Raw genomic sequence first — 23,143 nt, 5'->3', positions numbered from 1 at the left:
TGGCAATGGACCGGTTCCTATCGATCTTTTTCCAGCTGTCGCTGATCCTGATCCTCGCGTTTATCGCTCTGCCAATCCTGGTGGTCTTTGCTGCGTCAGTCAGTCCCACAGCGACCATTACATTCGATCCATCGCAATGGACGTTGCGCTGGTTCGCAGCATTGACGGCCAGTCGCTGGCTTGATCCTTTTCTTCTCAGTCTCAAGCTTGCAGCCGTTGTGACGGTTCTAAGCGGTCTGCTTGGCCTGCTTGCAGCCTATGTCGTAGCGTACCGGAAATGCCCAGGGCACGAGGCGATCATGGCGCTGCTGGTTTCTCCCTTGGCGGTTCCGCAGATCGTCAAGGGTGTCGCGATCGTGCTGTTCCTCTCATCAGCCGGGTTCTATGCTCTTTTGGGTACGCCCGGACTGATCATGGCGCATATCGTCCTCACGCTTCCGTTTGTCGTGCGGATGATTGCAGGGGCGATGTACAACTTCGACAAAAGGCTGGATCAGGCCGCACGCATTCTCGGTGCAACTTCGTTTCAGCGGATACGCTTCATCCTGCTGCCCATCATCAAGCCGGGCTTGTTCTCGGGCATGACATTCGCCTTCATCCTGTCCTTCAACAACATTCCGCTTTCGGTTTTTCTGGTGCGGCCCGGCGAGACGACGCTTCCGATCACCGTGATCAATCACATGGAATACAGCCTCGACCCCGTCCTTGCCGCGGTCAACGTGGCGTCTCTCGCCTTCATCCTTGCTGCCATCCTCCTGTTTGAGAGAATAGGCGGCTTCTCAGCTCAAATTCACGGGGGAAGCAAATGAACTCGAATGACATCGAAATGGTCTCGGTCACGAAGACCTTTGGAAGCAATCTCGTCGTCAACAATATCGACCTCGCGATACCCACGGGAGAATTTGTCAGCATCCTGGGGCCATCCGGATGCGGCAAGACGACGACGCTCAATATGATCGCTGGCTTTGCCCAGCCTTCGAGTGGAGAGATCCGCATTCGCGGAAAGAGCCAAAGAGGGGTGCCTCCCGAAAAGAGAGGCATTGGCATGGTGTTCCAGAACTACGCGCTCTTCCCCCACATGACGATCGCGGAGAACGTCGGCTTCGGCCTCAAGATGAAAAAGCGACCCGCCGGCGAAACTCGCGATGCAGTCCAGAATGCGCTCCGGCGCGTCCATCTCGATGGCTTTGAAAACCGCTACCCAAAGGAACTTTCCGGCGGGCAGCAACAGCGCACGGCACTTGCGCGTGCCATTGCGCCGGAGCCATCGCTTCTCCTTCTTGATGAACCGCTTTCAAACCTTGATTTGAAGCTGCGGGAAGCAATGCGGGTCGAGCTGAAGGACATCCAGGAGCAACTCGCGATGACCTTCGTCTACGTCACGCATGATCAGGACGAGGCGATGGCCATGTCGGATCGCATCGTGGTCATGCAGGATGGTGTCATCGCCCAGACGGGTCGCCCGGCTGAGATCTACGAACATCCCCGCTCAAGTTTCGTCGCCGACTTCATCGGCAAGTCGAACCTTCTCCCCATTTCCGATATTCGCCAAATTGAGAATGATTGGTTCGTCTCCCTGGGGACGAAGGGGCTCACCTTGAGCGTGTTCATACCAGACGGCATGTCCGGCCACGATGCGCGCTACTGTTGCATCCGTCCCGAGGCCGTCCGACTTGCGGTAACGGACGAGGGAATTCCTCCACTCCCCAATCGCCTCGAGGGAACGCTTAGCCGGATCGTCAATCTTGGCGCCTATTTCGACTGCTTCATCACATTGAAGGACGGCACGGTCCTCAAGTCGCTGGTTCGTTCGACCCGCCTACCGGGGCTCGCCGTCAACCAGGCGGTCTTCCTCTCGATCGATCCGGACGCCGTCCAGCTTCTGTCGCGGTAACCATTGTTCCAGCTGTGCGATCAATCGAAGCATCTGCGTATTGGCGTCACGCCGTCACGCTTCCCTACTGTGCAAATGCAAACCGCGAATGGAAAGGACAACGCATGCTTAACATCAAGAAGGTCTCCGTCGTGCAGGATGGAAACAATGTCTGCGCCGATATCGTCGGGTTCGACTTCAATGCCTATGATAAGGATGACATCGCGGAAGTGCGAAAGTACTGGCTGCAGTATGGCGTCCTCCGCTTCAAGAACGCTGCGATCACAGATGAACAGCATATCGCTTTTTCTCGCCACTTCGGCGAATTCGTCATCCATCCAAAGCAGCTCCAGGAAGGCGGACACCCTGTTCACAAGGAGATCCTGGTGATCGCCAACACGATGAAGGATGGAAAACCGACCGGGGCGATGGGCAATAGTGAGGCGACCTGGCACACCGATACATGGTTCTACGAGAAGCCTCCCGCGGGTGCGATTCTACATGCCGTGGAGGTCCCGCCAGAAGGGGGCGACACTTACTTCCTCTCCACCTATCTCGCCTATGAAACGCTGCCCGACGACCTTCTCAAGGCCGTTGATGGGCGCCAGATTTTCTTCCAGCGCGTCTACGACAAGACCGGGAAACTCCGGTTGGGAAAGAGCGTGCCTCGCAGTGAGGATTTCCGCGAGTGGGAGGGCGTGGTTCATCCTCTTGTGCGTACCCATGCCGACACCGAGCGAAAATCGCTTTATCTCGGGGGTACGATAGAAGGGGCCTGGATCGTCGGCATGCCCCTGAATGAGAGCAACGAGCTCCTCGCGCGACTTTGGAAGCATACGACCGAAGGCGGGCCGGTTTTTGTCCAGAAGTGGGACAGGGGCGATATCATGATGTGGGACAATCGCTGCACAATGCATCGTCGCGACTCGTTCGATCCAGGTTTTACAAGGATCATGCACCGGACGACAACGTCCGGCGAACGCCCGATCTGATGCTAGCGAGTGGTTCATCCAATGAAACAATATCGAATCGGGGAGGGCTCACCGGCCCTCCCGGCGGATCTGTGCGATCTCATGCAGGACGTTGAGACAGCCACGATAGGCCATATCGAGCATTTGGGCTTCCTGACATCGACAATGCGACCGGTCTTCCCCGCAAAGGTTACCGGTCGGGCCGTGACGGTCGCGGCACCAGGTCGTGATGGCACGATCATCTACAAGGCCATAGATGTACTGCTACCAGGTGATGTTCTGGTCATTGCACGTGTCGACCAGGATGACATTGCCTGTGTGGGAGGGGGTGTCGCAACGGCGGCAAAGGCGCGAGGCGCAGCGGCGATCGTTGTCGATGGACCATGCACCGACGTTGCAGAAATACACGAGGTCGGCCTTCCCGTCTGGTGTCGAGGCGTTTCGCCCAAGACAACGAACCGCGCCTACCAAATTGGTGGCTCGATCAATGTCCCTGTCTCCTGCGGTGGTGCTGTCGTCCTACCGGGCTACGCTATTCTCGCAGACGAGTCCGGCATATTCACCGCCGCGCCAGGCCATATGCATTTGCTGGCGATGCAAGCCCTCGAGCGCCAAAACCGATCCAAGGAACTGCGGTCTCATCTAGCCGCCGGCCTATCCATATTCGACTTCAAACAGGAGGGACACCGATGAAGGTCTCGCTGATCCAGATGAATTCCCAACCCGACGTTGCAGGTAACCTGGAACAGGCAGAGGTTCTCCTGAGGCGGGCGATCCAAAGGGATAATCCTGACCTATTGGTCCTGCCGGAGCATTTCGACTGGGCCGGCGGAACTGCCCAACAGAAGATCATGGCGGCCGATAGCATCCCCGGTGGCAAGGCTTATGAAATGTTGCGAATGGTCGCGCGACGCCATCGGGTCTGGATTCATGCCGGGAGCATTCTCGAGCGCATCGCGGGCCAGACGCAAATATTCAACACCTCCGTGATCTTCAACGACTTGGGCGAAGAAGTTGGCCGCTACAGGAAAATTCATCTCTTCGATATCACGGCGCCAGACGGGAAAGCTTATCTGGAGTCGGCCACGGTCGCCCGAGGAAAGGACCTGTTCGTCTATGAAATGCATGGTTTGAGGATTGGCTGCGCCATCTGCTACGATTTGAGGTTCTCACGCCTATTCGACGCTTTGGCATCAAGACAAGTCGATGTGATCGTTCTGCCGGCCGCGTTCACCCTGCAGACCGGCAAGGATCACTGGGAGGTGCTATGCCGGGCGCGAGCAATCGAGTTCCAGAGCTACTTCGTCGCCTGCGGACAATGGGGTTCCTACAGTGCCGCCAATGGCGAGACGCGAAGCTACTACGGCAATTCGATGATTTGCGATCCCTGGGGACAGGTCGTGGCGCGTGCCTCTGATGGTGTTGGTATTATCACCGCCCATATCGACGCGGCTCGGCTACGCGACGTGCGTCTTCTCATTCCAATGGGCGCGCACCGAGAGGATTTTCCAAAGTGCCGGATCTGCCCGGCATTCGATACACCCTCAAGCGACCGCACCGCCGCTGAATAGGGAGGCACGCGGACAGAACATCGACCCGCAGGCCCTCCCATGCGGCATGGCTTCATGCGCAGATCCGATCTGCACACACGTGCGCTGAGATCGCGATCCACAGCGCCCATACACCGCGGGTTACTGTAAATCTGCGGCAAACAAGCGTGCAGCGTTTACCGAAGATTGTCTTTCCTTGAACGGAGATCAAAGTGACAATTCTCTCCAGAAATGGAGGGCAGACCATGGCCGTCGAGAACCGCAGGACAAAACCGACCTCTTTTCGGTGGTACAACAGCGACGATATAGCGGCATGCAAGGGTGTTCTCGATGGCGCGCGCCTCCACGCTATCGCACGCCGAGCCTGGGCCGACATTGCCTCTGGGAAGGCTTATGGTCTCAAGTCCGCGTTCTCCCAGCGCAACCTTCGCGGCATTCACCAGCTTCCTTGCGTCACGGAAGCGCGCCTCACCCGTCTCGCGCTCGGATAGGTGAGGTCTGACCATGACCATCACGAGACTATCGTCCGGCGGTGGGAGCGCCGATAGGGACCCATTGTCGCGACGGCCAAGACCAGTGCCGTTGGCGGGCCTAGAAAACGGTTTGGGTTTGGCCTGCTTCGACGTAGTCAGCTTTTCCAGGGGTCAATGATCTCGAGCCCAAAGCCTGCGAAATCCTTTGTGTTACGCGTCACAAGGATGAGATCGTGTGCGATCGCGGTTGCGGCGATTAACCCGTCCAACGAGGCGAGCCCCCGACCATTTCGCTTGGCAAGCGCCATGAGGTCACCCCAGGCAAGGGCGACGGACCCTGCCACCGGAATAACCCGGCTGTCGAACCGTCGCGGGAAATCATGCACTAGCCACTCCGCCAAGGCGTCACGTTTTCGCCCGCTGTCCATCAAAGCAACGCCCCGGCGAATTTCTGCAATCGACACGACACTGATGAATGTGCGGTCTTCATCAAGCCCATGCAGCCATTGCAGAACACGCTCGTCGGGACGGGGCTTCGTGACTTCCGACAGAACATTCGTATCGAGGAGCAACCTCACAGCGACAAGTCACGGGGTTCATCACGTTGCCGCTCAAGATCCAGATCAGCGCCGTGGAGAGGCGATTCCAACAAGAACTCCGCAAGTGATCCCTTGCGGGCGGTTTTCCGCTGCCATTCTTCTGCTGAGACGACGACCACGCTCGGCTTTCCGTTCCGGGTGATCGTCTGGGGCGCCGACTGCGCTCTCTCCATGACCTCCGACAATTTCGCCTTGGCACCGGCCACCGTCCAGCTCATATCCTCATGTACTGATGGCTGCATAAGGTCGCTCCTAACCATAATGACTATGTTGACTATAATCCATGGAAGAAGCGCGCGCAACCGCTTGGGGAATGGCCGACGCTCGTCCCGGCCGGTAGTCGTGCACCTAGCATTCTTTTGAGCAACACTACGGCGTAGAACATCAGCACCACCGACGTGACGGCTGAGAAGGCGATCAGAAGCTGGCGCGATATGCGGAAATTGGCAAAGACTTGGAACATCAAGAGAGGTGTTGTCCAGCCTCAGCGAATAAGCCGCTTTCATTGTTAAGGGACGTTTCCGCCCGAAGCTGTGATGGAGACGAGGAAAATTAATTGAATGGCGAAGACTTCATGTTACGCAATCTGTGCGTGTAGCGGCTATTTAGTAGAGAGGCCCCGCCGAATGGCGGAGCCTCGACTTCCTCAGTCCCGGTTCTGGCGGGACCAGATCAACTGAAGGCCTTCCTCGCCGTCTACCTCGGCGAGCGTTGCGTAGATCGGAGCGGGAAAGCTCGGGTCGTCGAGCTTGACCGAAAGGTAGTCGCGATCGGTCTGTTCAGATCGCTTCAGCCAGGCAGCGCCGAGTTCGACGGCGCCCGCGTAGATGCGAAACTGCGGGCCCTTGTCCGAGGAGTTTTCAACCCGCGCGATGCGCACTTTGACATTGAGGGCGAGAGTGCGAATAGAGCCCGTGAAGCCGTTTTCGGTGGAGGTGAATGTGCCGATGGTAGCCATTGTCATGTTCCTTTCGTTGTTCGGGGCCGCGCCATTGCGGCCTCGATGGCTGTCGCAATGATCGGGGACGATCGAACCGCACCTGATAAGGCCGCAATGCAATGGAGGGCGGCAAGTCGCAGATTTGTTAGTTGGTGAGGAGGGCGGCGAACCGGGGTCCCAGCTCGACTTCCCGAGTGGGGTGGGTTCGGTCCGGGGTAAAAAATCTGGGACATGCCGTTGCGGTAAGGCGATCGAGGTGAAGCCGGTCACCGTTCAGACATGCCTCATCGAGACCGCTGATGAAGCGTCGGAAACTTGATTAAGGAGATTACAAAGGCATTTCTCGGTGTCTCTTTTGCCTTGACCGTGCCTTCGCCGGTTCGACAGGGAACTCCGACCGCCTTGGCAACAGCTTTTGCAGCGGATCAGCGATCGGGTTCTATCGTTCGCTTGAGGTTGCCCTGGTGACGTATTGTCGGAAAGGCACTGGCTACGGGAGACTTTGGTGGGGACCTTCAGAAGTCGCGCCTCACCTTGACTGAGATTTGATTGTCGGATGCGTGGATTTCAGCCTTGAGGGCTAGGTAACTATACCTCATTTCAGCCAGTCAGGGCTAATCCCCCGTGACGACCGACGACCCTCACGATTTCAACGATAAGGCTCTCGAGAGCCTGATTTCTAGACCTACGTGCCCGCCGCACAACGTAAGCAAGGGATGGCGGCATAGGTAAACGGTCGGTCATGATCTGCATCTCGCCATGGATATGGCGGTCGCTCAGCAACGCTACACCCATTGTCGCATTCACGGCGGATACAATTCCAGCGGCGCTTGAACACTCGAATACCGTTTCGAGAACCGTATCGACCTGGCCGATGTCCAGCGCCCACTGTCGATAGAAGCATTCGTCATCGAACGACAAAAACGGGATCGGTTCATCTTTCCCGATCATCAACTCGGGATGCTTCACCCAGTGAAGCTTTTCCCTGTAGAGGACCACATCGTTCGGTCGCACCTCGTGGCTAAAGACCTGGACGATTGCGGCATCAAGTTCTCCGCGCTCCAGCATGGCGCGAAGCACCAAGCTCATGCGTACCTTGGTGCGGAGCGTGACGTTTGGGTGAAGCCGCCGAAAGCGGCCAAAGATGCGAGCGAGATCAGTACATGCGGTGTCTTCGGTGAGGCCTAGTAGAAGTCTCCCGGCGAGCGGTGTTTTGGAGAGACTTATCATCGCCTCGTCGTGCAATTCAAGGATGCGGCCAGCGTAGTCCAGCAGGTCTTCGCCAGCGGCCGTGAACATCGGCCCTCCCGATTTCCGTCCGAGCAGCGCGCAGTCGAGACTAACCTCGAGCCTTTTGATTTTATGGCTCACGGCGGACTGGGATAGACCGAGTGCAGCTGCTGCTTTGGTAATTCCGCCGTGTTGACGAATTGCGGAAAGCGCCCGCAGAGCGTCGATTTCGAGGCGGCGACTGTTCAGCTCGTTCATGGCCATATCCCTCTTACGTCCGTCGAACGATCCTTACCACGAACTTCAGGTCATGACAGTGAGTTAAGAGATGTCATGTGCTCATCGATATTTGTCATGTGCGATATCTGCGCTTTCCCTTTACCGGTAGCTCGTGTTCCTCGCTATTGGCCCCAATGACCGACAACTTTCTCACTGCCGTCTCTGCCAGTCGCCATCCTCTGTTATGGCCATTGCTCGCCACGCTTCTCATCATTGGATGGAGTTCAGGCTTCGTCGGCATCCGGTATGCCAACCAGGAGGCAAGCGTCATGCTTTTGCTCTTCTGGCGGACATTGCTTTCAGGACTGATCCTCCTGCCCTTCGCGTTGGCAATCGGACCGAGAATAACGATGCGTGCGCTGATAGATCAGGCGTTGTTCGGCATCATGGCGGTCTTCCTATATCTGGGAGGCTTCGCGCTCGCCATAGAGCAAAACGTGCCCACCGGGCTGGTCGCGCTTATTGCCGACCTTCTTCCCCTGGCGGTTGCCGCCCTTTCACAACCCGTCCTTGGTGAACGGCTGACGGCACGTCAGTGGCGGGGCACCGCGATTGCCGTCGTCGGCGTCTTGATCGTATCCTACGACAGCCTCAGTTTCGGCATAGCTCCGGCCTGGGCATACGGTCTGACGGCGGGTTCGATGCTGGTGTTTGCCATCGCCTCGGTCCTGCACAGGAGACGCAAGAGGCAGCATATGCCAGTCCATCAGAGCCTTTGCATCCAGACCCTGATGGCTTCGGTTCTCTTTGGCCTGTGTGCATTGACGCAGGGTAGCCTTGTGCCGCCAATGACACGAGAGTTTGCAATCGGAATGGTCTGGCTGGTGCTGATCGCAACCTTCCTAGCCTATTCCGTGTACTATACCAGTCTTCGGCTGTTCCCGGTTGCAAAGGTGAGCGCCGCCATCTACCTCAGCCCACCCGTTACAATGCTGTGGGCGTGGATGTTGTTCTCGGAGCCTTTGACCTTCGCGATGTTTGCCGGGCTCGCGGTGACATTGGTTGGCGTATGGATGACATCACGGAGCTAACCAGGTGCGCAATCGGCCGTTCCATTGCATCGGAAGATCGGTGGGCCTAGGGCAGTCTCTAGCAAACGTTACCCGGCCAGATCATTCCAATTGAGCAGAGCATCGACCTGGCTCTGTTCATGCCCCCTAACGATGGCTGTGCGGGTCAAGTAGGCGCGCGGTGCGGACGACGAAAGCGATGGTCGCCCAGTCTCCGCTCCAGTATTGAGTCCCGAAGGGCGCGCTTTTAGATCGAGAGCTATCAGTGACCACGACAGCTGGTGCTGGAAACCGTACTTCGAGAAACAAAAATGCGCGCGCTCAATCTCGATGTCCAAGCCACGACCCAGCGTCTGATGCTCTAAGGAGACGGCAAGAGGTCACGTGCCACACAAGGTCAGCCAGACGACACCTGCAGAGCAGAACGGTATGGCAAACAAAGCAGACCACCACACATATTTCGCAACCTCATGCATAAATTTGATTGTTGGGTCGGTCGATCTGCGACTCAAGTGGCGTCCCCTAGTCCTCAGAAAGGCGATGAGGAAGAAGCCAAACGACAGGAGGAGGAGGCTGACAAGTACAAGGCGATGCGCAGTAAAGCTCCCACTCACTACACTCCTATCCCAAGCGAGGTGGCAGCCGGTCGCCTGTACGCCATAGAGGAGCAGGAAGATCACGCTCCACAGCACAAAACCTGTGATGATCGAGATCAGAGGATGGCTTATCATGGCGAGCCTCCACTGATCAAACCTGCGAGCAACACGGGAAATAAGGCGGATATGGCTCCCAACAATGCGCTGTAGGTGTGCCAGATTTCCCCCAATCGAAGGTCGAGATTGCGTTTGTCTGAAACGAAGCCCTTCCGGATCTGCCAGATACCATAACCCGCAAAAACGGTGCCGATCCCGTGGTGGAGCGCGGCATAGAGAAGGACCACAAAGGCTGAAGCTGCTGCCGCGTGAGTGCGAGGGTCCGGAGCGACGAACAAGGCAAGCCAAACAAGGATGGCTGCCGCAATGGCGTGTGCCAAAACAGCCAGATAGAGCCAACCAGCGCGGCATCGACCGGACGCGCTGGCCATCCGACCGGCCAATACAATGGTTCCCAGAGCAACAGCTAATACAGCGAATGGTACGGCACTTCCGACCTCCAGGCCTTGTTGTGGGGGCCAGTTGGGCGCGGAGATCCAGAGGAAAAGGCTACCGAACAGGAGTGAAACATAAGCTGTAATATCGGCGATGATCGCGAACACCATTGCCCACCATGACGGCGGACGCTCTGCTTGTATATGCGATGGCAACGCCTGGCCGTGACCGATCGCCAGCAGTCCCGTGTCATGGTTCAGGGCCGTGTCGCGTGTCCATCCGAGGAAGACTATAATGGTGGCAGCCAATGCGAGCGGTGCCAACCAATAGAGCTTGAAGAGGATCGAAAGGAAAAACGCTGCGGTGGTGAGGGCCGCCACGAGCGGAAGATATGTGCGGTGTGGCAAGATGACGACCTGTTCTGGTCGGCCGCTTACGATCTCCACGCCCAAGAGTTCCATTCGTCCATTGCGGGTGAAGCCGAGATACCCCTGCCCAGACGCGAGCAGCGGCCCCAGCCGATCCGGCTCCAGAAGGTCGGCGCGTCGATCCACGATCGGCAGGGAAGCAAAGTTGTAGGAGGGAGGAGGGGTGGGCATCGCCCACTCGAGCGTTCCTGCACGCCATGGGTTTCGGCGAAAAGGGCGCCCAAACCGGAAGATCAGGATGAAGTCGAGCGCGATGAGCGCGAAACCCATTGCCATGACGAAACTGCCCATGGAGGAGATGAAGTTCAGCACCTCCCACCCCGCCTCCGGTGGGTATTCGAAAACCCGCCGTGGCATGCCTCGAAGTCCGGTCAGATGCATCATGAAGAATGTGACGTTGAAGCCTATAAAGACCATCCAGAAGGCGGCGTGGGAGAGATGCTGGACCGGTCTGCGCCCGCTGATATGCGGCAGCCAGTAGTAAATCCCCGCAAGCATTGGAAACACGAAGCCGCCGACCAGCACATAGTGCAGGTGGGCCACGACGAAATGCGTGTCATGCGCCTGCCAGTCAAACGGAACCATGGCTAACATAACGCCCGTCAGCCCGCCGATCACAAAGACGAAAAAGAATCCGAAAATGTGGAGCATAGGGACAGAAAATCGAGGGGTTCCGTGGCTAATGGTGGCCAGCCAAGCGAAGATCTGGATGGCGGTCGGCACGGCGACCAGAGCGCTGGCGGCCGAGAAAAAGGATAGTCCGACATGCGGAATGCCTACAGTGTACATATGGTGGACCCACAGACCGAAGGACAGGAAAGCCATGGACACCAGGGCAGCGATGATTATGCGGTAACCGACCAGCGGGATGCCCGCAAACACCGGAAGGATCGTTGAGATGGCACCGGCGGCCGGTAGAAAAATGATATAGACTTCCGGGTGCCCGAAGAGCCAGAACAGGTGCTGCCAAAGCAGCGGATCGCCACCGCGGGTCGGATCGAAAAAGGGCAGATCGAAGGCCCGCTCCATCTCCAGCAGCATGGATCCCAGTATCAGTGGCGGAAAGCCAATCACCATCATTGTAGCCACGACCAGCATATACCATGCGAAGATCGGCATTCTGTCGAGCGACATGCCGGGCGCTCGCAGCTTCAGGATGGTAACCATGATTTCGATCGCCGCGGAGAGAGCGGATATTTCCACGAATGTGATGCCCAGCAACCAGACATCGGAATTGATCCCGGGTGAGTAGACCGACGACGATAGCGGGGTATACATGAACCAGCCGCTGGCCGGCGCAACGCCGCCGAGTAGAGCGACAATCAACATGCTCCCGCCGAACAGGTAACACCAATAGCCGTAGGCGCTCATCCTCGGGAAGGCGAGGTCGCGGGTGCCGAGGAGCTTCGGAAGAAGATAGATGGCCAATCCCTCGAAGAACGGGATGGCGAAGAGGAACATCATGATGGTACCGTGCATGGTGAACACCTGCGCGTACTGTTCGGCATCCATGAAGGCACTCTTGGATGATGCTAGCTGCGTGCGGATAAGCATGGCCAGAATTCCGCCGATCGCGAAGAACACAATAGCCGTCAGCATGAAGCGCTTGCCGACGGTGTTATGATTGACGGCGGCCAGCCGTCCCCAGCCTGGCTTCGTCTCCCATATTCGTTCTAGGGCATGATGTGATGCCACCGGGGATCGATGCTGCTCGCCGCTCCTGCTCATCGGCCGCCCTCCTCGGCGAGCGCCGCCAGATAGTCCTCTTGTGTATGGGCTTGAACTACAAAGCGCATCCCCGCATGACCGGTTCCGCAATATTCCGAGCACACGCCGCCGTACCGACCTGGCCTGTCCGCACGCAGCCGCAGATAGTTCGTATGACCAGGGATGGCGTCGATCTTCCCAGCCAGACGCGGAACCCAAAAGCTGTGGATCACATCGCTGCTACTGACGCGAATTTCTACTGTCCTTCCGGTTGGGATATGAAGCGTTCCTGACGTGGGCGTTGCGCCGCGGATATCGGGATATGAAAAGCGCCATTGCCACATTGTGCCGTGGGCCTCGACGCGGAGGGGGGATTGCAAGGGGAAACCGCCGCCTCCACGCAACAGATACTCGCCCTGCCAAAGCGCGTAAAAGGTGAGCGCTAAAAGGATTGGCAACGGCAGGAAAATGCCGCCGCCGATTATCCAGTTGCGGGGCGAGATGCTACGTCCAAAGCGCGGGACAAAGACAGTAGCCAGGAATAGGCCGACCACCAACAGGAACAACAGGATTGAGCCTGCGAGCATGACCCACCAGAGGTGGGCAATTGATCCGGCCGATGGTCCGGCCGGATCAAGCGCCGACAGATCTCCGCTACAACTTGCAAGGAGCAGGATACCTGATCCCAAGAGAGCCTTTCGGAACCAATTTCGGAACAGGTGTATTAAGGGAAGGACAGGAGACAGTTCATGGATGAGACGGCCGACAGCGAAAATCCGGTCATATCGAAGATCGAGGAAAAGGACGCGAGCTCGGCTATCGCGGTGGCGGGACACCCATTGCACGCAATGACTGTTCATTTTCCAATCGCACTTGTGTTCGCCACCTTGGCCGTAGATCTCCTTTACTGGTGGTCGGCCGATCAATTCTGGGTCCGCGTCGGCGTCTGGTCCTCCGGTGGGGCGTTCTTCATGGGTGTCGCAGCGGGTATCGTGGGCACGATCGAACTGCTTTCGGTTGCCGGGATCAGAGAGCGTGTGGCCAGCTGGGCACACGCTATCGCCGCCATGATGCTGATTGCCGTGGCCGGATTGAACTGGGGCCTTCGAGTGACGGAAAGTGCTGACGTCTTGCCCCATGGACTCCTGGTCTCGGTGCTGGCGGCAATCATCACCGGAATGGCGGGATGGCATGGAGGCAAACTTATCTTCGATCATGGTGTTGGCCTCATGGTGTCGCCCAAGGATTGACAGCTTCGATCAAAGGGTGGAGCCCGCCCGGCTCAAACAGGCTTCCGGTGAAATCGGCATGTATTGCTGGCTTGGCTAGAGCGACAAACAGAACTGCAAGCACAAGGATACAGGTCACAGCGGTTGCCATCACGAACCGCCATACTGGATATGTTTCACCCTCGTGAAACAACCGGATGATAACCAGCCCCGTCAGCACATGCAGGATGACAAGACACGCCACGAGGTACATCTTGATGGAGAACCATCCCGCAAATGTCTGCTGGCCGAAAATCAACATCAAGCCTGTGACGACAGCCAGGAAGGCCGCTGGCGAGATTAGCGTGACGTAGGCGAAGCGAACCATCATCTGTAGCCGATAGAGCGCTTCCTTGTCACCGACATGGGCACGCTGGACATACAGACCGGGCAGGCTGATAAGCCCGGCCGCCCAGATTGCGATGGTCGTAATATGCCAGAATTTTAGGACAGCTATCATGCGGCGCGCCTTTCGAACGGTGCTGCGCACGCTACCGCAGACATGCAATTGCCCTCCAGATCGGCAAGGGACTGGATAAGCCGCGTGATTTGGACACCGTGGAAAGGATCTTGATACTGTATTCGATTACCCCGTAGGTCCTTCGATCCCAGGCATCGCCAAAGGTGGCTCTCGTGGTTATCGGCCCGGACTTAATTCATAACTCCAGGCAGGCAATTCCATTCTCCATTACTAGGCGACACGACAGTGGGAAGGGGATTGCCAGCCGCACCGGCAGGGGTCTGATGGAAAAATGCCGTATGGACAGCCCCTTCTTCATTCGAGTGCTAAACGGAAGAGACCGGGGTGGGTTCCACCCGCCTACTTATCTACGCGTTTAATTTGAGCGAACCGACGGAAGATCGAATGCTTGTCGCGACCGCTCCTTCTGATAGATCGCCGACCAGCCGGTCGACAATGCATCGTCTTCCTAACGATTTTCACGAGCGCGCCGACGCGCTTCGTCAATCCTCTGAAAGGTCCAGATCGTCGCAGACAATCTACGCTGTCGACCGGGAAAGCTACGGCCGGCAATAAGCAACCTCTGTGTCAGACTAATGCAATCGGATGCTTCCCGGTTGCCTCCATCGACGACAGTTGTTCAGAGGTCTGTGGCTTTCCGAATAGATAGCCCTGCCCCTGTTGGCACCCGAACTCCGCAAGCACGCTTCGCTCGCCATTCTCCTCAATTCCTTCGCATACGGTGATCATATTCAGCCCCATAGCCAGCGATTGGACCGCCCGGACGATGGCTTGGTGAGCAGGATTGTGGCTAATCCCCCGCACGAAGCTTTGGTCGATCTTAATCTTGTCGAAGGGAAAGCGCGAGATGTAGGCAAGCGATGAATAGCCTGTCCCGAAATCATCGAGCGCTATTCCTATACCCTGTGATTTCAAATTGGAGACCTGCCGAAGAAGTCCTTCTGGATCTACAAGAAATGCGGTCTCAGTCACCTCGATATGAAGTCGATGAGGTTCCAGGCCCGAGAGGGTTAAGGCCTCGCGGGCATCTGAACAGAGATCCCCCTTTGCAAATTGAAGTGCTGATACATTCACCGCAACCGAAAGATGGCGCGGCCAGGAAGTTGCCGCCGAGCAAGCTTCCTCAAGAGCCCAGCGCCCGAGGTCACAAATGAACCCGTTCGCCTCTGCTACTCCGATAAAGTCGATCGGTGAGACGAGGCCGAGATCAGGATGCTTCCAGCGCATCAAAGCCTCTGCTCCCACCAGCCTGCCGGAGGCAAGCTCAACTTGCGGCTGATAGAGAAGAAAGAACTGACCGTCTTTGAAGGCAGCGCGCATATCCCGCTCGAGGCGCATCAAACGGGCTTGTCGAGCCGCCGCCACGGGATCGTAGATTTGCCAGCCCGATCCACCAACCGCCTTAGCCGCGTCCAGTGCAAGCTCCGCGGCTTCCACAGAGGCGAGGGCGCCTCCGCGTTCCGTTGCTAAACAGACACCGACCCTTACATCCAGTTGAATCCTGGATCCTAGGGCGTCGAGGGGTTTGTTGAAGAGCTCCACGACAGATTGTGGAAATGTTGCCAGATCGCCCTCGGGGGGAAATGCTACCGCTATAGCGAACACATCTGCGCCAAGCCGGCCGACATTGGCGCATGCGGGGTCTTTCGAGAAGGCCTGGGCACCGGCCATGAGCCGTCGGACGCTTGCGCACAGCAACTGGTCACCAACAAGTCGGCCAACGGTCGCGTTGATGGTCGCGAAACGATGGAGATCGACGATCCCAACCGCGACTGTTACACCCTGCTGCAGAGACTGGTTCACCCGGGAGACGAATTCCCGCCGATTGAATGCACCGGTTAAATCGTCGAGCTGAGCGAGCCTTCGTAACTTGGCCTCGTACATTTTGCGAGCCGTAATGTCCCGAACGGTTAAGCAGCGGACAAGGGAGGCGTTCGTGGCGGCTCTTGGTTCGTCCAACTCAAGACGCGAGGTCGTCACGATAACGTCAAAATGGCGATCTCCGACGTCAGTCGCTAGCACGAGCTCATCTCTCGCGGACGTTAGAGTTTTCTCACCCGGCTGCGAATGCATTGGGAGCCGGTCCACCAGCCCAACAAGCGGCGCTGGAGCCAAACAAGCGAATTCTCCGCCTCGTTCGAAGCGATTGGAGGTGCCAAGGAATGTCATTGCTGTACGACTAAGCTCCACGATACGTCCACTTCCGTCGAGAACAATGACGGCGTCGGCACTGTCGCTGATTACCCGCGCAAGAATGCGGCGCGTATTGCGTCGCCGCAGATCGGCAACTTCGAGGAGCCAGGAACTGAAGTTGACCTTTTCGGAGAGCAGAAGTCCGAGGCCCATGGCGAGCATGAGGTGATAGCTGGTCGTGCCCAGATGAAGAGACCATTCTTTCTGCAGGACGTAGGCTATCAACTCAATCAACGAGAGGCAAAGAAACACCGAAATACAGGCGGTTCTGGCTCGTCCTGTGCGAAGCCCGACGATCCCAATCATGATGACTATCGTGAGCAGTACGCCCGATGGCCAAACTGGCAGCTGTTGAGGAAGCCGGTTCTGCAAGAGCGTCTCCGCAGCAAGGATGTGGAGCATCGGGCCCGCGAGCACCCCGTAAATCGGCACAGGAAACAGGTCCTTCAATTCACTCGCATAGGCTCCAACTACAACCGCGCGCCCATCCAGACGCTGGGGAGCAATCTTGCCCATAAGCAAATCGGTGATTGAGATCACATCGACCGTGGCAGGGTCTATTGAGAAGTCGACTTGTAGTTCTGTTGCGCCCTGATCATGTGCGCCGGCAAGCACCTCGGCGGCCGATAAAAGCTCTTCTCCATTTAGAGAAAGATTGTTCGAAAAGCTCCAAAACTGTCCCTGATCGTCAAGGACAACATTTGCGGCTACCGGCCACGCGAGATCGGCAAAAAGACTTATGGGCTGTGTTAGCGTTGTTGCGGAACTGTCATCTGCGCGCTCGGTTTGTTCGAAAACCGGTAGAAGTACCCCGCCGCCCGCGCGAGCAAGTGCCGCCGCGAGTTCCTGATCTTCCGAGGGAGACGATGCGGTGCTAAAGTCCACATCAAGAAAGATGTCAGAAGCACCTCTCGCCACCAATTCGTCTAGGACTTTGGAATGAACTGAGCGGGGCCACGGCCAAACGCCAATGTGCTCCAAGCTTTCCTTGTCGATGGCCGCGAAAATGAACCGGCCGGACGCGGCTCGAGGAGAAAGCTCGGCGCGCAGATCGACGAGCTCGCTGTCAATCTGCCTGATCGTCGGGATCCCCGGTAGGACGAACGGCAACAGGAGCAGAATGGCAGCGGCAATCAACCTGCGAGGCTTAACGGAGAATTTGAGTGACCGCCTCATGCCTGTCTGAACTCCTATTCAACTGACATCGTATCCTTGTCACCTTCCATTCCCATTCCCATTCCCATTGGCGCCGCCGTTCCCGTTGCCGTTTCCATTGTTGCCGTTCCCGTTGCCGTTGGCCCCACCGTTTCCATTGTTTCCATTGTTTCCGTTGCCGTTGCCGCCGCCGTTGCCGTTGCTGTTGCCCCCACCGTTTCCATTGTTCCCGTTCCCGTTACCACCGCCGTTGCCATTGCCGTTCCCATTGCCATTGCCGCCGCCGCCGCCGCCGTTGCCGTTGTTCCCGTTCCCGTTCCCGTTGCCACCACCGTTGCCGTTCCCATTGCCGCCGCCATTGCCGTTTCCGCTCCCGTTGCCCCCGCCGTTTCCTTCAGATCTCTGGGAAGACTGCGTGGTGCCCGACGAAGCTGGGCTTTCCGAATTAGCGGTCGCTCCCTGCGGTCCTTGCACGGTGTCATCAGGCTCTCGACCAATCGGAGTTTGCTGCCCAAGAACTGGCACCGACGCCGCACGAGGTGATACCGAGACAACCGAAGGCGTTGCAACTGCGCCTGCAACGGACATCCGCTGGGCTCCGTTAACGGTTGCCCGCTGACCAGCCCCCACGTTCGTTCGTTGTCCTCCGGTGAAGGAAGTGACTTCCACAAGGCCCTCTTCAACAGAAACAGTCGCCTGTTTTGCCGTGACCGCAACCTCGAAGGTTGTTCCTTTGACGACGGCTGCCAAAAACGGCGTGTGAACATACGTATGGGGCCGGGCGCGCTTTTCTATCTCCAGCACTAGTTTACCGGCTTGTTGAACAATCTCGGTCTTACGGGTCAAATAGCCGCTTGTGATAATTGCCGCGAGAGTTCCTGGTTGTATCTGGATCCGCTCCTGGCCTCGCGAGAGGACGGCCCTGCCGCGTGGGCCGGTTGAAATCCATGCCTTGTTGGGAATGGTCTGCCCCTGTACCACGGCATGCCAGTTTTGCTTGTCGATCGTGAACTGAACCTGTTTCGTAGCTCTTTGAACGAGCCATTCCTGCGCATGCGCTCCGGAGGCAAAGACGAAGCCGAGCGTGATGATTGCGATTATAGGACGCAGTATTTTGAGCATGGAATCCCCCGTTTTGCGCACCTGACCACAAGGTGATTAAGATTGCCTTCAAGGGGCGTCTAAATTAGAAATTCCGTCGGAAGCACTCAATAGCACCTGGTTATCCTGGCGCTCAGGAGAGCGTGCCTGCGTTAACGAAACAATAGGGTGGTGACCTTAGAACGGTGATGGATACCACCGGAGGTCGACATGAAGATTATTGCTTTGTTTGCTGCTTTGCTGGCCAGTGGGTGCGCGACGAGTTCCCCAACTTCGGACTTCACGCCTCCAACTACGCTGCCCGTTTATAATTAGGATCGGCGTTGAGCGTAGATAGCAACTTTCCTGAGTCGCTAGTCTGCAAAAAGGCACCGTACACTGCCTTTAAATCACGGCCTCCAGATCCCTCTGCCGTCCTTATTCTTTCGCCTCTTCAGGATCGCGGAGTACCTGAGCGGGCGTGTCCGTGCAGGGCAGCGTACGAAGATGGCCCGACGTCTAAGTGCAGCGAGTACGGTGATCCGTAATTCTGAGGTGAAGAAGCTGGACGACTGAGTGCTCAAGCTGAGCGCATTCTCGGGCGCAAAACTATGGAGAACGAGATTATCCGCGAAGCCCAGTGTGCCTCACTGAGGTTGGTCTGACACCTGGGAGGCGGATACCACTGGTCGTCGGGTAGACGTCGCGACGACCCCGAACGCGACAACCCCAACGAAACCAAGTGCCGCGTTCACGATGAGGGCCATGCTGATCCCGAGGTTCTGCATGGCGATCGCAAAGATGAACGGCGCGGTGGCTCCGATGGCGAGCCTGGCCGCCGCCATCTTGCCTGTTACCGCTCCGTAGCCGTCGGAGCCGAACAGATACAGTGGCAGACTGCCTTGTGCGATGCTGTTGATACCGGAACCAAGGCCAAGGCAGATAGCAAAGGCTACTGCGCCCGGTAGCCAGTTGCCCGAAAGTCCGAGAATGAAGACTCCGCTGACCATAAGCAGCCCTGAGGTCACCGCGAGCATGGGTGGTGAAAGCTTCGTGCCGAAGATCATGTTGATCAGACGGCTGGCGACCTGTGCGGGACCGAAGATCGATCCGACTACGACTGCCATGGTGCCGAGGCCAAGCGTCCGCAGCATCGGCACCAGGTGGGCTAGGATCGCCGCAAGTGTGAAGCCGAGGATGGCAAACGCGAAGGACACCATGATCATGCTCCGTCGGCGGGCTTCGGGAGGTAGAGCGCCGACAACGATATTGGGCGCCCTGTTCGGATCAAGACGAGAAGCGGCCTTGCCTGCACGCATGATCCAGAAGTGCAGCGGCATGCAAACGAGCAGGTTCAGGGCTGCGAACACGAGGTAAATTTCACGCCATGTGAAATAACCGGTGAGGGCCGCCGAGATTGGCCAGAAAATCGTCGATGCGAACCCGCCTATCAGGGTTAGGTAAGTGATGCTCCGGGATGCGGTCCTGGGCTCGTTTTCGACGAGCGTCGCGAACGCAGCTTGGTACTGCACCATCCCCGAAGATATCTCCAGCATGACGATTGCAAGGGCGAAGACCATGACAGAGGGCGACCATGCGCACAGCGCCAGAGTCGCGGCCGCGATGGCGGACCCTGCCGTCATCACTGTCGCGGCTCCGACCTTGTCCATGTGCCGCCCGATAATGGGTGCGAACATCCCTCCGACGAACAGCGACAGCGAGAACACGCCAAAGACCCATTCGAGGCTGAGGCCGAGGTCCTTGGCTATGGCGGGCGACAGGATCGAGAACGAGTAGTAGAGGGTGCCGTATCCGATGATCTGCGTCAGGCCCAGCGCCGACACGATGCCCGCGGGGATTTTGATGTCACGCAACGGTCGCTTCCTGGCTTTTCGTCGACCCGTCGCAACACTCTTCGGAGCGCTCAAGTGAAGCCCGGATGCCTGGGTGACCCGAACAGCAATCTTCCATCAGGAATTTCACGAGGTCGGCGAGAGCATCATAGCTGGCACTGTAGACGATGGATCGAGATTCCCGCCGCTGACTGATCAGACCCGCATGGCCCAGTTCTTTCAAATGGAAGCTGAGGTTTGACGGCGAGACGTCCAGCCCCTCCGCAATCGAGCCGGCGGCCAGGCCGTCCTGACCTGCGACGACGAGTGTCCGAACGACCTGGAGGCGGGTCTCCTGAGACAACGCCGAAAATGACGCGAGGGCTTGACGGTCATCCATACTTCAACGATCCTTGTACTATTGAACCGTAAGGAGTAGCGCAGATGGATACTATAGACAAGACTCTCTCCGATGCTGGTGACATCAGTCTCGGGAAGCTGCTCGAAATGAGCGACGCCAACCAAGACCTTCCGCTGGTATTCACCTATGACGGCCGCGCGATTAAACCCGGTTACCATGTCACCGAGGTCAAGGCGGGGCATTTCTCCGCTCTGGACTGCGGAGCTAACCCAGAGGCGTGGTCCGAAATCTTCGTCCAGCTCTGGGATGTTGACGAGGACGGACGCACGCCTATGACCGCGGGGAAGTTTGCCGCGATCGTCAGGAAGGTATCCGAGCATGTGAAGTTGGATGGCAGGGCGAAGCTGACCTTCGAGGTAAGTGATGGGGTGGGCCCGATGCAGCTTTTCTGCGCGAGCATTCCGTTGCTGGAAGACGGCATGTTGGCAGTCGAGCTCATGCCGAGACCAGCCAGTTGCAAACCCCGTGACCGTTGGTTAGCCGAGAAAGCAGGGAATGAGGCGCAGTACCGTGGCCTTTCGGCCAGGAGTAGTTGTTGCGAGTAAGGTGCCCAGTTTCCACCTTGGGCGCGATTGCGGCCCTCAAGCATTTGCGCAGCTCTTCGGCGCCGTCTGTCGGTGCGACCAAGAGGCGGATGGCGAGAGGGGAGGGACTCACATCGTGCGCGGCGACCGGCTCTTCCACCGTCAGCTGCTGGTGGGGCAGCCCTTGACACTTCTCTGCGGCCGCGTCCACCGGAGGCAAACGCAACCATCAAGATCGCCCGGTCGCGCAGATCCTGCATGCTTCCCGGTCCACAGGCCGCCAGGAGCTTGGTCAGAACATCGCCCGTAGTCATCTTGGCGCCCTGCTTTTTTCGGGGCCGCGGCGCCGGACAAGCAGGATGGCGGACTTAAGGGCAGGAAGGTAAAAGCGAGCCTCAGGCCGCACCAGTTCGTCAGGGTTGAACCGACGGCCGGCGGACCGTGCCCGGCGCATGTGGACCGGCCGTCCTTAGAAAACGCTGATCCGGAAGGTTCTCCCCAATCCCTCACAGGAGACAGGGTCATGGTTAGCAAAAAAAACTGGCCCGCAGAGGGCCAATCGGAGGTGAGGGGCCGCAGCGCTTGTTGCCCATCCCTTCATTAATCAGATGCGCCGTGTTTTTACGCCCGCGTTCATCGGATCTGGGCTCGCTGTTCTCCGCTCGTTCACTTGCCGACGATGCGCGGCCCAATGTTGTACCATGGGCTGATCGTTTGGATGCCTCGTGACCGGCCGCACCCGGCCCGGCTCAGCTGGCCGCGCTCTGCCAAGCCCTGAGCTGCGCCCATTGACGCTGGGCGAATTGCTGGAAGTCGAGTTTGATCTCGATGGCGCGTTAAAGAGATTGTTGGCAGCTATTTCGCAACGACTTTGATTGCTGCGGCCGATCAGAGGCGAGCTGACTTGATCGCCTTCGCAAATAGCTCACGAGCATGGTCTGGAGATGCCCGGCCGTGGAGAGCGTTGAGCACCGACTTGGCCGCTGCGGCGAAATCGCTGTCCTTCACTCCCGCCCATTGCGTCATCATGAACAGCTGAGCTTCTCTTGGTCCAAAAATTAAGCTGTTACCTGCTTGTACAGGCAGATCCCAAAACATCGGCTCGTTAGTGGCTGTTCTACTCAATATTCTACCCTTGGTTATCTTAGGCAACCGCCTCGACTAGTACTTGTATCACACGCGCATCCGAATAGCCATGGTTGCCCCTCCCAGCTTGTGATGCTGGTCACATAGTTCCAGGCTACGGCTATTGTTCCATGCATACTCTAAAAGCGTTTGTTGATGCCGATTAGGGAGGTGCTGCCATGACCAAAATCACATAAGCAAAAGACGTTACTTACTTCGTTCACGTAGTCTTGCTGCAACAAGCGGGGCTCGTCTGTAGGTTCGAGCTACTCCAGATTAGCGGTCAGCTCAGTGTTGAGCTTTTCAACGACTTGCGCGAACGCGACATCGTCGTCATCGTGGGAGCGATTCATAGAAGCCTTCTTCCGCCATGTCTTCCTCGCCTAGGAAGATGGAGACAATTAGGTCGCGATGAGAGCAACAATATTTGCTTTGACTTATCCCGTGGTCATTTCACCGTACATGCTCACTCATAGGAGAGAGCACGGGAGGGACTCGTAAAGGCCATTCCGTAGATCCTGCTACCTGAACGGATTTCGCTCCAAAAGAGAACGCTGTTCGGCCATGCTTTCCGGCATGGGGTCTCCTACATAGTTGAACACCTGAAATCGTATTTGAATCTGGGGCCTTGCATCTCAGACCCTCGTGGCACGCTATTCGTGAGGGTTAACGTCCCTCTCTTGCGGTGGTCTGTCTGTTGTGTCACCGAGCCCGCAGCGGAGCTGCCTTCACTTCGCGGGCCTCAGTTGCAAGAACCTGCTCTTCAACGGCATTGCCTCTTGTAAAGAACTGGCTCTGCGTCTTGGCAAAGGCGCTTTCTGCCTGCGGGGAGGTTCTGCTTAATGTTTGCGTCATGTGGGGGAATTCCAATCCATAACTGACTGATCACAGCCATAAAAAAGCCGGGCGTGATGCC

At 57.4% G+C, this 23,143-nt stretch carries 23 protein-coding genes; 9 read left to right on the top strand and 14 right to left on the bottom strand.

Annotation, left to right across the window (positions count from 1 at the left end):
• Positions 1-5: 5 nt before the first annotated feature.
• The 6 genes from LH464_RS19820 (at position 6) to LH464_RS19795 (ending at position 4,885) form a co-directional block, all read left to right on the top strand.
• Positions 6-809: an ABC transporter permease gene (locus LH464_RS19820; protein ID WP_226788143.1), complete on the top strand. Its 804-nt coding sequence runs from the start codon at positions 6-8 to the stop codon at positions 807-809.
• Positions 806-1,894: an ABC transporter ATP-binding protein gene (locus LH464_RS19815; protein WP_226788142.1), complete on the top strand. Its 1,089-nt coding sequence runs from the start codon at positions 806-808 to the stop codon at positions 1,892-1,894. The genes LH464_RS19820 and LH464_RS19815 overlap by 4 nt, the downstream gene beginning before the upstream one ends.
• A 104-nt stretch (positions 1,895-1,998) precedes the next feature.
• Entirely contained in the window at positions 1,999-2,865 is an 867-nt protein-coding gene (locus LH464_RS19810) for a TauD/TfdA dioxygenase family protein (protein ID WP_226788141.1), read from the top strand.
• Positions 2,866-2,886: 21 nt separating this feature from the next.
• On the top strand, positions 2,887-3,537 hold the full coding sequence (locus LH464_RS19805) for an RraA family protein (RefSeq protein WP_226788140.1): 651 nt from the start codon (positions 2,887-2,889) through the stop codon (positions 3,535-3,537).
• Positions 3,534-4,415, top strand: coding sequence for a carbon-nitrogen hydrolase family protein (locus tag LH464_RS19800; protein WP_226788139.1), 882 nt, complete (start codon positions 3,534-3,536; stop codon positions 4,413-4,415). The genes LH464_RS19805 and LH464_RS19800 overlap by 4 nt, the downstream gene beginning before the upstream one ends.
• Positions 4,416-4,639: 224 nt before the next feature.
• Positions 4,640-4,885 carry a hypothetical protein gene (locus LH464_RS19795; protein WP_226788138.1) on the top strand — a complete coding sequence of 82 codons (246 nt, stop codon included), beginning with the start codon at positions 4,640-4,642 and terminating at the stop codon, positions 4,883-4,885.
• A gap of 137 nt (positions 4,886-5,022) precedes the next feature.
• Here the strand turns inward: LH464_RS19795 and LH464_RS19790 are convergent, their stop codons facing one another.
• From LH464_RS19790 to LH464_RS19775, 4 genes are all read right to left on the bottom strand, one after another.
• A complete protein-coding gene (locus LH464_RS19790) occupies positions 5,023-5,445 on the bottom strand; it encodes a type II toxin-antitoxin system VapC family toxin (protein ID WP_226788137.1) in 423 nt (140 codons plus the stop codon).
• Positions 5,442-5,708: a type II toxin-antitoxin system Phd/YefM family antitoxin gene (locus LH464_RS19785; RefSeq protein ID WP_226788136.1), complete on the bottom strand. Its 267-nt coding sequence runs from the start codon at positions 5,706-5,708 to the stop codon at positions 5,442-5,444. Before LH464_RS19785 ends, LH464_RS19790 begins: the two co-directional genes overlap by 4 nt.
• A 404-nt stretch (positions 5,709-6,112) precedes the next feature.
• Positions 6,113-6,424, bottom strand: coding sequence for a DUF736 domain-containing protein (locus LH464_RS19780; RefSeq protein WP_226788174.1), 312 nt, complete (start codon positions 6,422-6,424; stop codon positions 6,113-6,115).
• 582 nt (positions 6,425-7,006) lie between these two features.
• Positions 7,007-7,894: a LysR family transcriptional regulator gene (locus LH464_RS19775; RefSeq protein ID WP_226788135.1), complete on the bottom strand. Its 888-nt coding sequence runs from the start codon at positions 7,892-7,894 to the stop codon at positions 7,007-7,009.
• Between the two features lie 155 nt (positions 7,895-8,049).
• On the opposite strand from LH464_RS19775, the gene LH464_RS19770 reads away from it, so the two are divergent.
• On the top strand, positions 8,050-8,946 hold the full coding sequence (locus tag LH464_RS19770) for a DMT family transporter (protein WP_226788134.1): 897 nt from the start codon (positions 8,050-8,052) through the stop codon (positions 8,944-8,946).
• Between the two features lie 359 nt (positions 8,947-9,305).
• Here LH464_RS19770 and LH464_RS19765 read toward each other — a convergent pair whose 3' ends face one another.
• From LH464_RS19765 to coxB, 3 genes are read right to left on the bottom strand one after another with little or no spacing between them, the layout of a single operon-like run.
• Complete coding sequence (locus LH464_RS19765) at positions 9,306-9,656, bottom strand: hypothetical protein (RefSeq protein WP_226788133.1); 351 nt, start codon at positions 9,654-9,656, stop codon at positions 9,306-9,308.
• The gene (gene ctaD / locus LH464_RS19760) at positions 9,653-12,169 is read right to left on the bottom strand and encodes a cytochrome c oxidase subunit I (RefSeq protein WP_226788132.1); all 2,517 of its coding nucleotides are present in this window, start codon (positions 12,167-12,169) and stop codon (positions 9,653-9,655) included. Before ctaD ends, LH464_RS19765 begins: the two co-directional genes overlap by 4 nt.
• Positions 12,166-12,837, bottom strand: coding sequence for a cytochrome c oxidase subunit II (gene coxB, locus LH464_RS19755; protein WP_226788131.1), 672 nt, complete (start codon positions 12,835-12,837; stop codon positions 12,166-12,168). Before coxB ends, ctaD begins: the two co-directional genes overlap by 4 nt.
• 60 nt (positions 12,838-12,897) lie before the next feature.
• On the opposite strand from coxB, the gene LH464_RS19750 reads away from it, so the two are divergent.
• Positions 12,898-13,398, top strand: coding sequence for a DUF2231 domain-containing protein (locus LH464_RS19750; RefSeq protein ID WP_226788130.1), 501 nt, complete (start codon positions 12,898-12,900; stop codon positions 13,396-13,398).
• Here the strand turns inward: LH464_RS19750 and LH464_RS19745 are convergent.
• The 5 genes from LH464_RS19745 to LH464_RS19725 form a co-directional block, all read right to left on the bottom strand.
• On the bottom strand, positions 13,376-13,876 hold the full coding sequence (locus LH464_RS19745; RefSeq protein WP_226788129.1) for a CopD family protein: 501 nt from the start codon (positions 13,874-13,876) through the stop codon (positions 13,376-13,378). The two genes, LH464_RS19750 and LH464_RS19745, sit on opposite strands and share 23 nt — an antisense overlap.
• A 588-nt stretch (positions 13,877-14,464) precedes the next feature.
• Positions 14,465-17,266, bottom strand: a complete 2,802-nt coding sequence (locus LH464_RS19740; protein ID WP_226788128.1) for an EAL domain-containing protein — start codon at positions 17,264-17,266, stop codon at positions 14,465-14,467.
• A 39-nt stretch (positions 17,267-17,305) separates the two neighbouring features.
• The gene (locus tag LH464_RS19735; protein ID WP_226788127.1) at positions 17,306-18,388 is read right to left on the bottom strand and encodes a FecR domain-containing protein; all 1,083 of its coding nucleotides are present in this window, start codon (positions 18,386-18,388) and stop codon (positions 17,306-17,308) included.
• 584 nt (positions 18,389-18,972) lie between these two features.
• A complete protein-coding gene (gene arsK / locus LH464_RS19730; RefSeq protein ID WP_226788126.1) occupies positions 18,973-20,199 on the bottom strand; it encodes an arsenite efflux MFS transporter ArsK in 1,227 nt (408 codons plus the stop codon).
• The gene (locus LH464_RS19725) at positions 20,192-20,557 is read right to left on the bottom strand and encodes an ArsR/SmtB family transcription factor (protein WP_226788125.1); all 366 of its coding nucleotides are present in this window, start codon (positions 20,555-20,557) and stop codon (positions 20,192-20,194) included. Before LH464_RS19725 ends, arsK begins: the two co-directional genes overlap by 8 nt.
• A 44-nt stretch (positions 20,558-20,601) precedes the next feature.
• On the opposite strand from LH464_RS19725, the gene LH464_RS19720 reads away from it, so the two are divergent.
• Complete coding sequence (locus tag LH464_RS19720; protein WP_226788124.1) at positions 20,602-21,123, top strand: DUF6428 family protein; 522 nt, start codon at positions 20,602-20,604, stop codon at positions 21,121-21,123.
• Positions 21,124-21,990: 867 nt separating this feature from the next.
• Here LH464_RS19720 and LH464_RS19710 read toward each other — a convergent pair.
• Together LH464_RS19710 and LH464_RS19705 are read right to left on the bottom strand one after the other, a co-directional pair.
• On the bottom strand, positions 21,991-22,227 hold the full coding sequence (locus tag LH464_RS19710) for a DUF982 domain-containing protein (protein WP_226788123.1): 237 nt from the start codon (positions 22,225-22,227) through the stop codon (positions 21,991-21,993).
• 702 nt (positions 22,228-22,929) lie between these two features.
• Positions 22,930-23,082 (bottom strand): hypothetical protein, encoded by a 153-nt coding sequence (locus LH464_RS19705; RefSeq protein WP_226788122.1) that lies wholly within the window; start codon positions 23,080-23,082, stop codon positions 22,930-22,932.
• Positions 23,083-23,143 lie beyond the last annotated feature (61 nt).

This window comes from Pseudorhizobium xiangyangii, assembly GCF_020531965.1.
GTDB classification, from domain to species: Bacteria; Pseudomonadota; Alphaproteobacteria; order Rhizobiales; family Rhizobiaceae; genus Neorhizobium; species Neorhizobium xiangyangii.
This window is presented reverse-complemented; position numbering and strand designations above follow the sequence as displayed.

Coding starts and splice junctions, on each gene's coding strand:
- LH464_RS19820 (WP_226788143.1), top strand. CDS start 6: ATGGACCGGTTCCTATCGATCTTTTTCCAGCTGTCGCTGATCCTGATC.
- LH464_RS19815 (WP_226788142.1), top strand. CDS start 806: ATGAACTCGAATGACATCGAAATGGTCTCGGTCACGAAGACCTTTGGA.
- LH464_RS19810 (WP_226788141.1), top strand. CDS start 1,999: ATGCTTAACATCAAGAAGGTCTCCGTCGTGCAGGATGGAAACAATGTC.
- LH464_RS19805 (WP_226788140.1), top strand. CDS start 2,887: ATGAAACAATATCGAATCGGGGAGGGCTCACCGGCCCTCCCGGCGGAT.
- LH464_RS19800 (WP_226788139.1), top strand. CDS start 3,534: ATGAAGGTCTCGCTGATCCAGATGAATTCCCAACCCGACGTTGCAGGT.
- LH464_RS19795 (WP_226788138.1), top strand. CDS start 4,640: ATGGCCGTCGAGAACCGCAGGACAAAACCGACCTCTTTTCGGTGGTAC.
- LH464_RS19785 (WP_226788136.1), bottom strand. CDS start 5,708: ATGCAGCCATCAGTACATGAGGATATGAGCTGGACGGTGGCCGGTGCC.
- LH464_RS19780 (WP_226788174.1), bottom strand. CDS start 6,424: ATGGCTACCATCGGCACATTCACCTCCACCGAAAACGGCTTCACGGGC.
- LH464_RS19775 (WP_226788135.1), bottom strand. CDS start 7,894: ATGAACGAGCTGAACAGTCGCCGCCTCGAAATCGACGCTCTGCGGGCG.
- LH464_RS19770 (WP_226788134.1), top strand. CDS start 8,050: ATGACCGACAACTTTCTCACTGCCGTCTCTGCCAGTCGCCATCCTCTG.
- LH464_RS19765 (WP_226788133.1), bottom strand. CDS start 9,656: ATGATAAGCCATCCTCTGATCTCGATCATCACAGGTTTTGTGCTGTGG.
- ctaD (WP_226788132.1), bottom strand. CDS start 12,169: ATGAGCAGGAGCGGCGAGCAGCATCGATCCCCGGTGGCATCACATCAT.
- LH464_RS19750 (WP_226788130.1), top strand. CDS start 12,898: ATGGATGAGACGGCCGACAGCGAAAATCCGGTCATATCGAAGATCGAG.
- LH464_RS19745 (WP_226788129.1), bottom strand. CDS start 13,876: ATGATAGCTGTCCTAAAATTCTGGCATATTACGACCATCGCAATCTGG.
- LH464_RS19740 (WP_226788128.1), bottom strand. CDS start 17,266: ATGAGGCGGTCACTCAAATTCTCCGTTAAGCCTCGCAGGTTGATTGCC.
- LH464_RS19725 (WP_226788125.1), bottom strand. CDS start 20,557: ATGGATGACCGTCAAGCCCTCGCGTCATTTTCGGCGTTGTCTCAGGAG.
- LH464_RS19720 (WP_226788124.1), top strand. CDS start 20,602: ATGGATACTATAGACAAGACTCTCTCCGATGCTGGTGACATCAGTCTC.
- LH464_RS19705 (WP_226788122.1), bottom strand. CDS start 23,082: ATGACGCAAACATTAAGCAGAACCTCCCCGCAGGCAGAAAGCGCCTTT.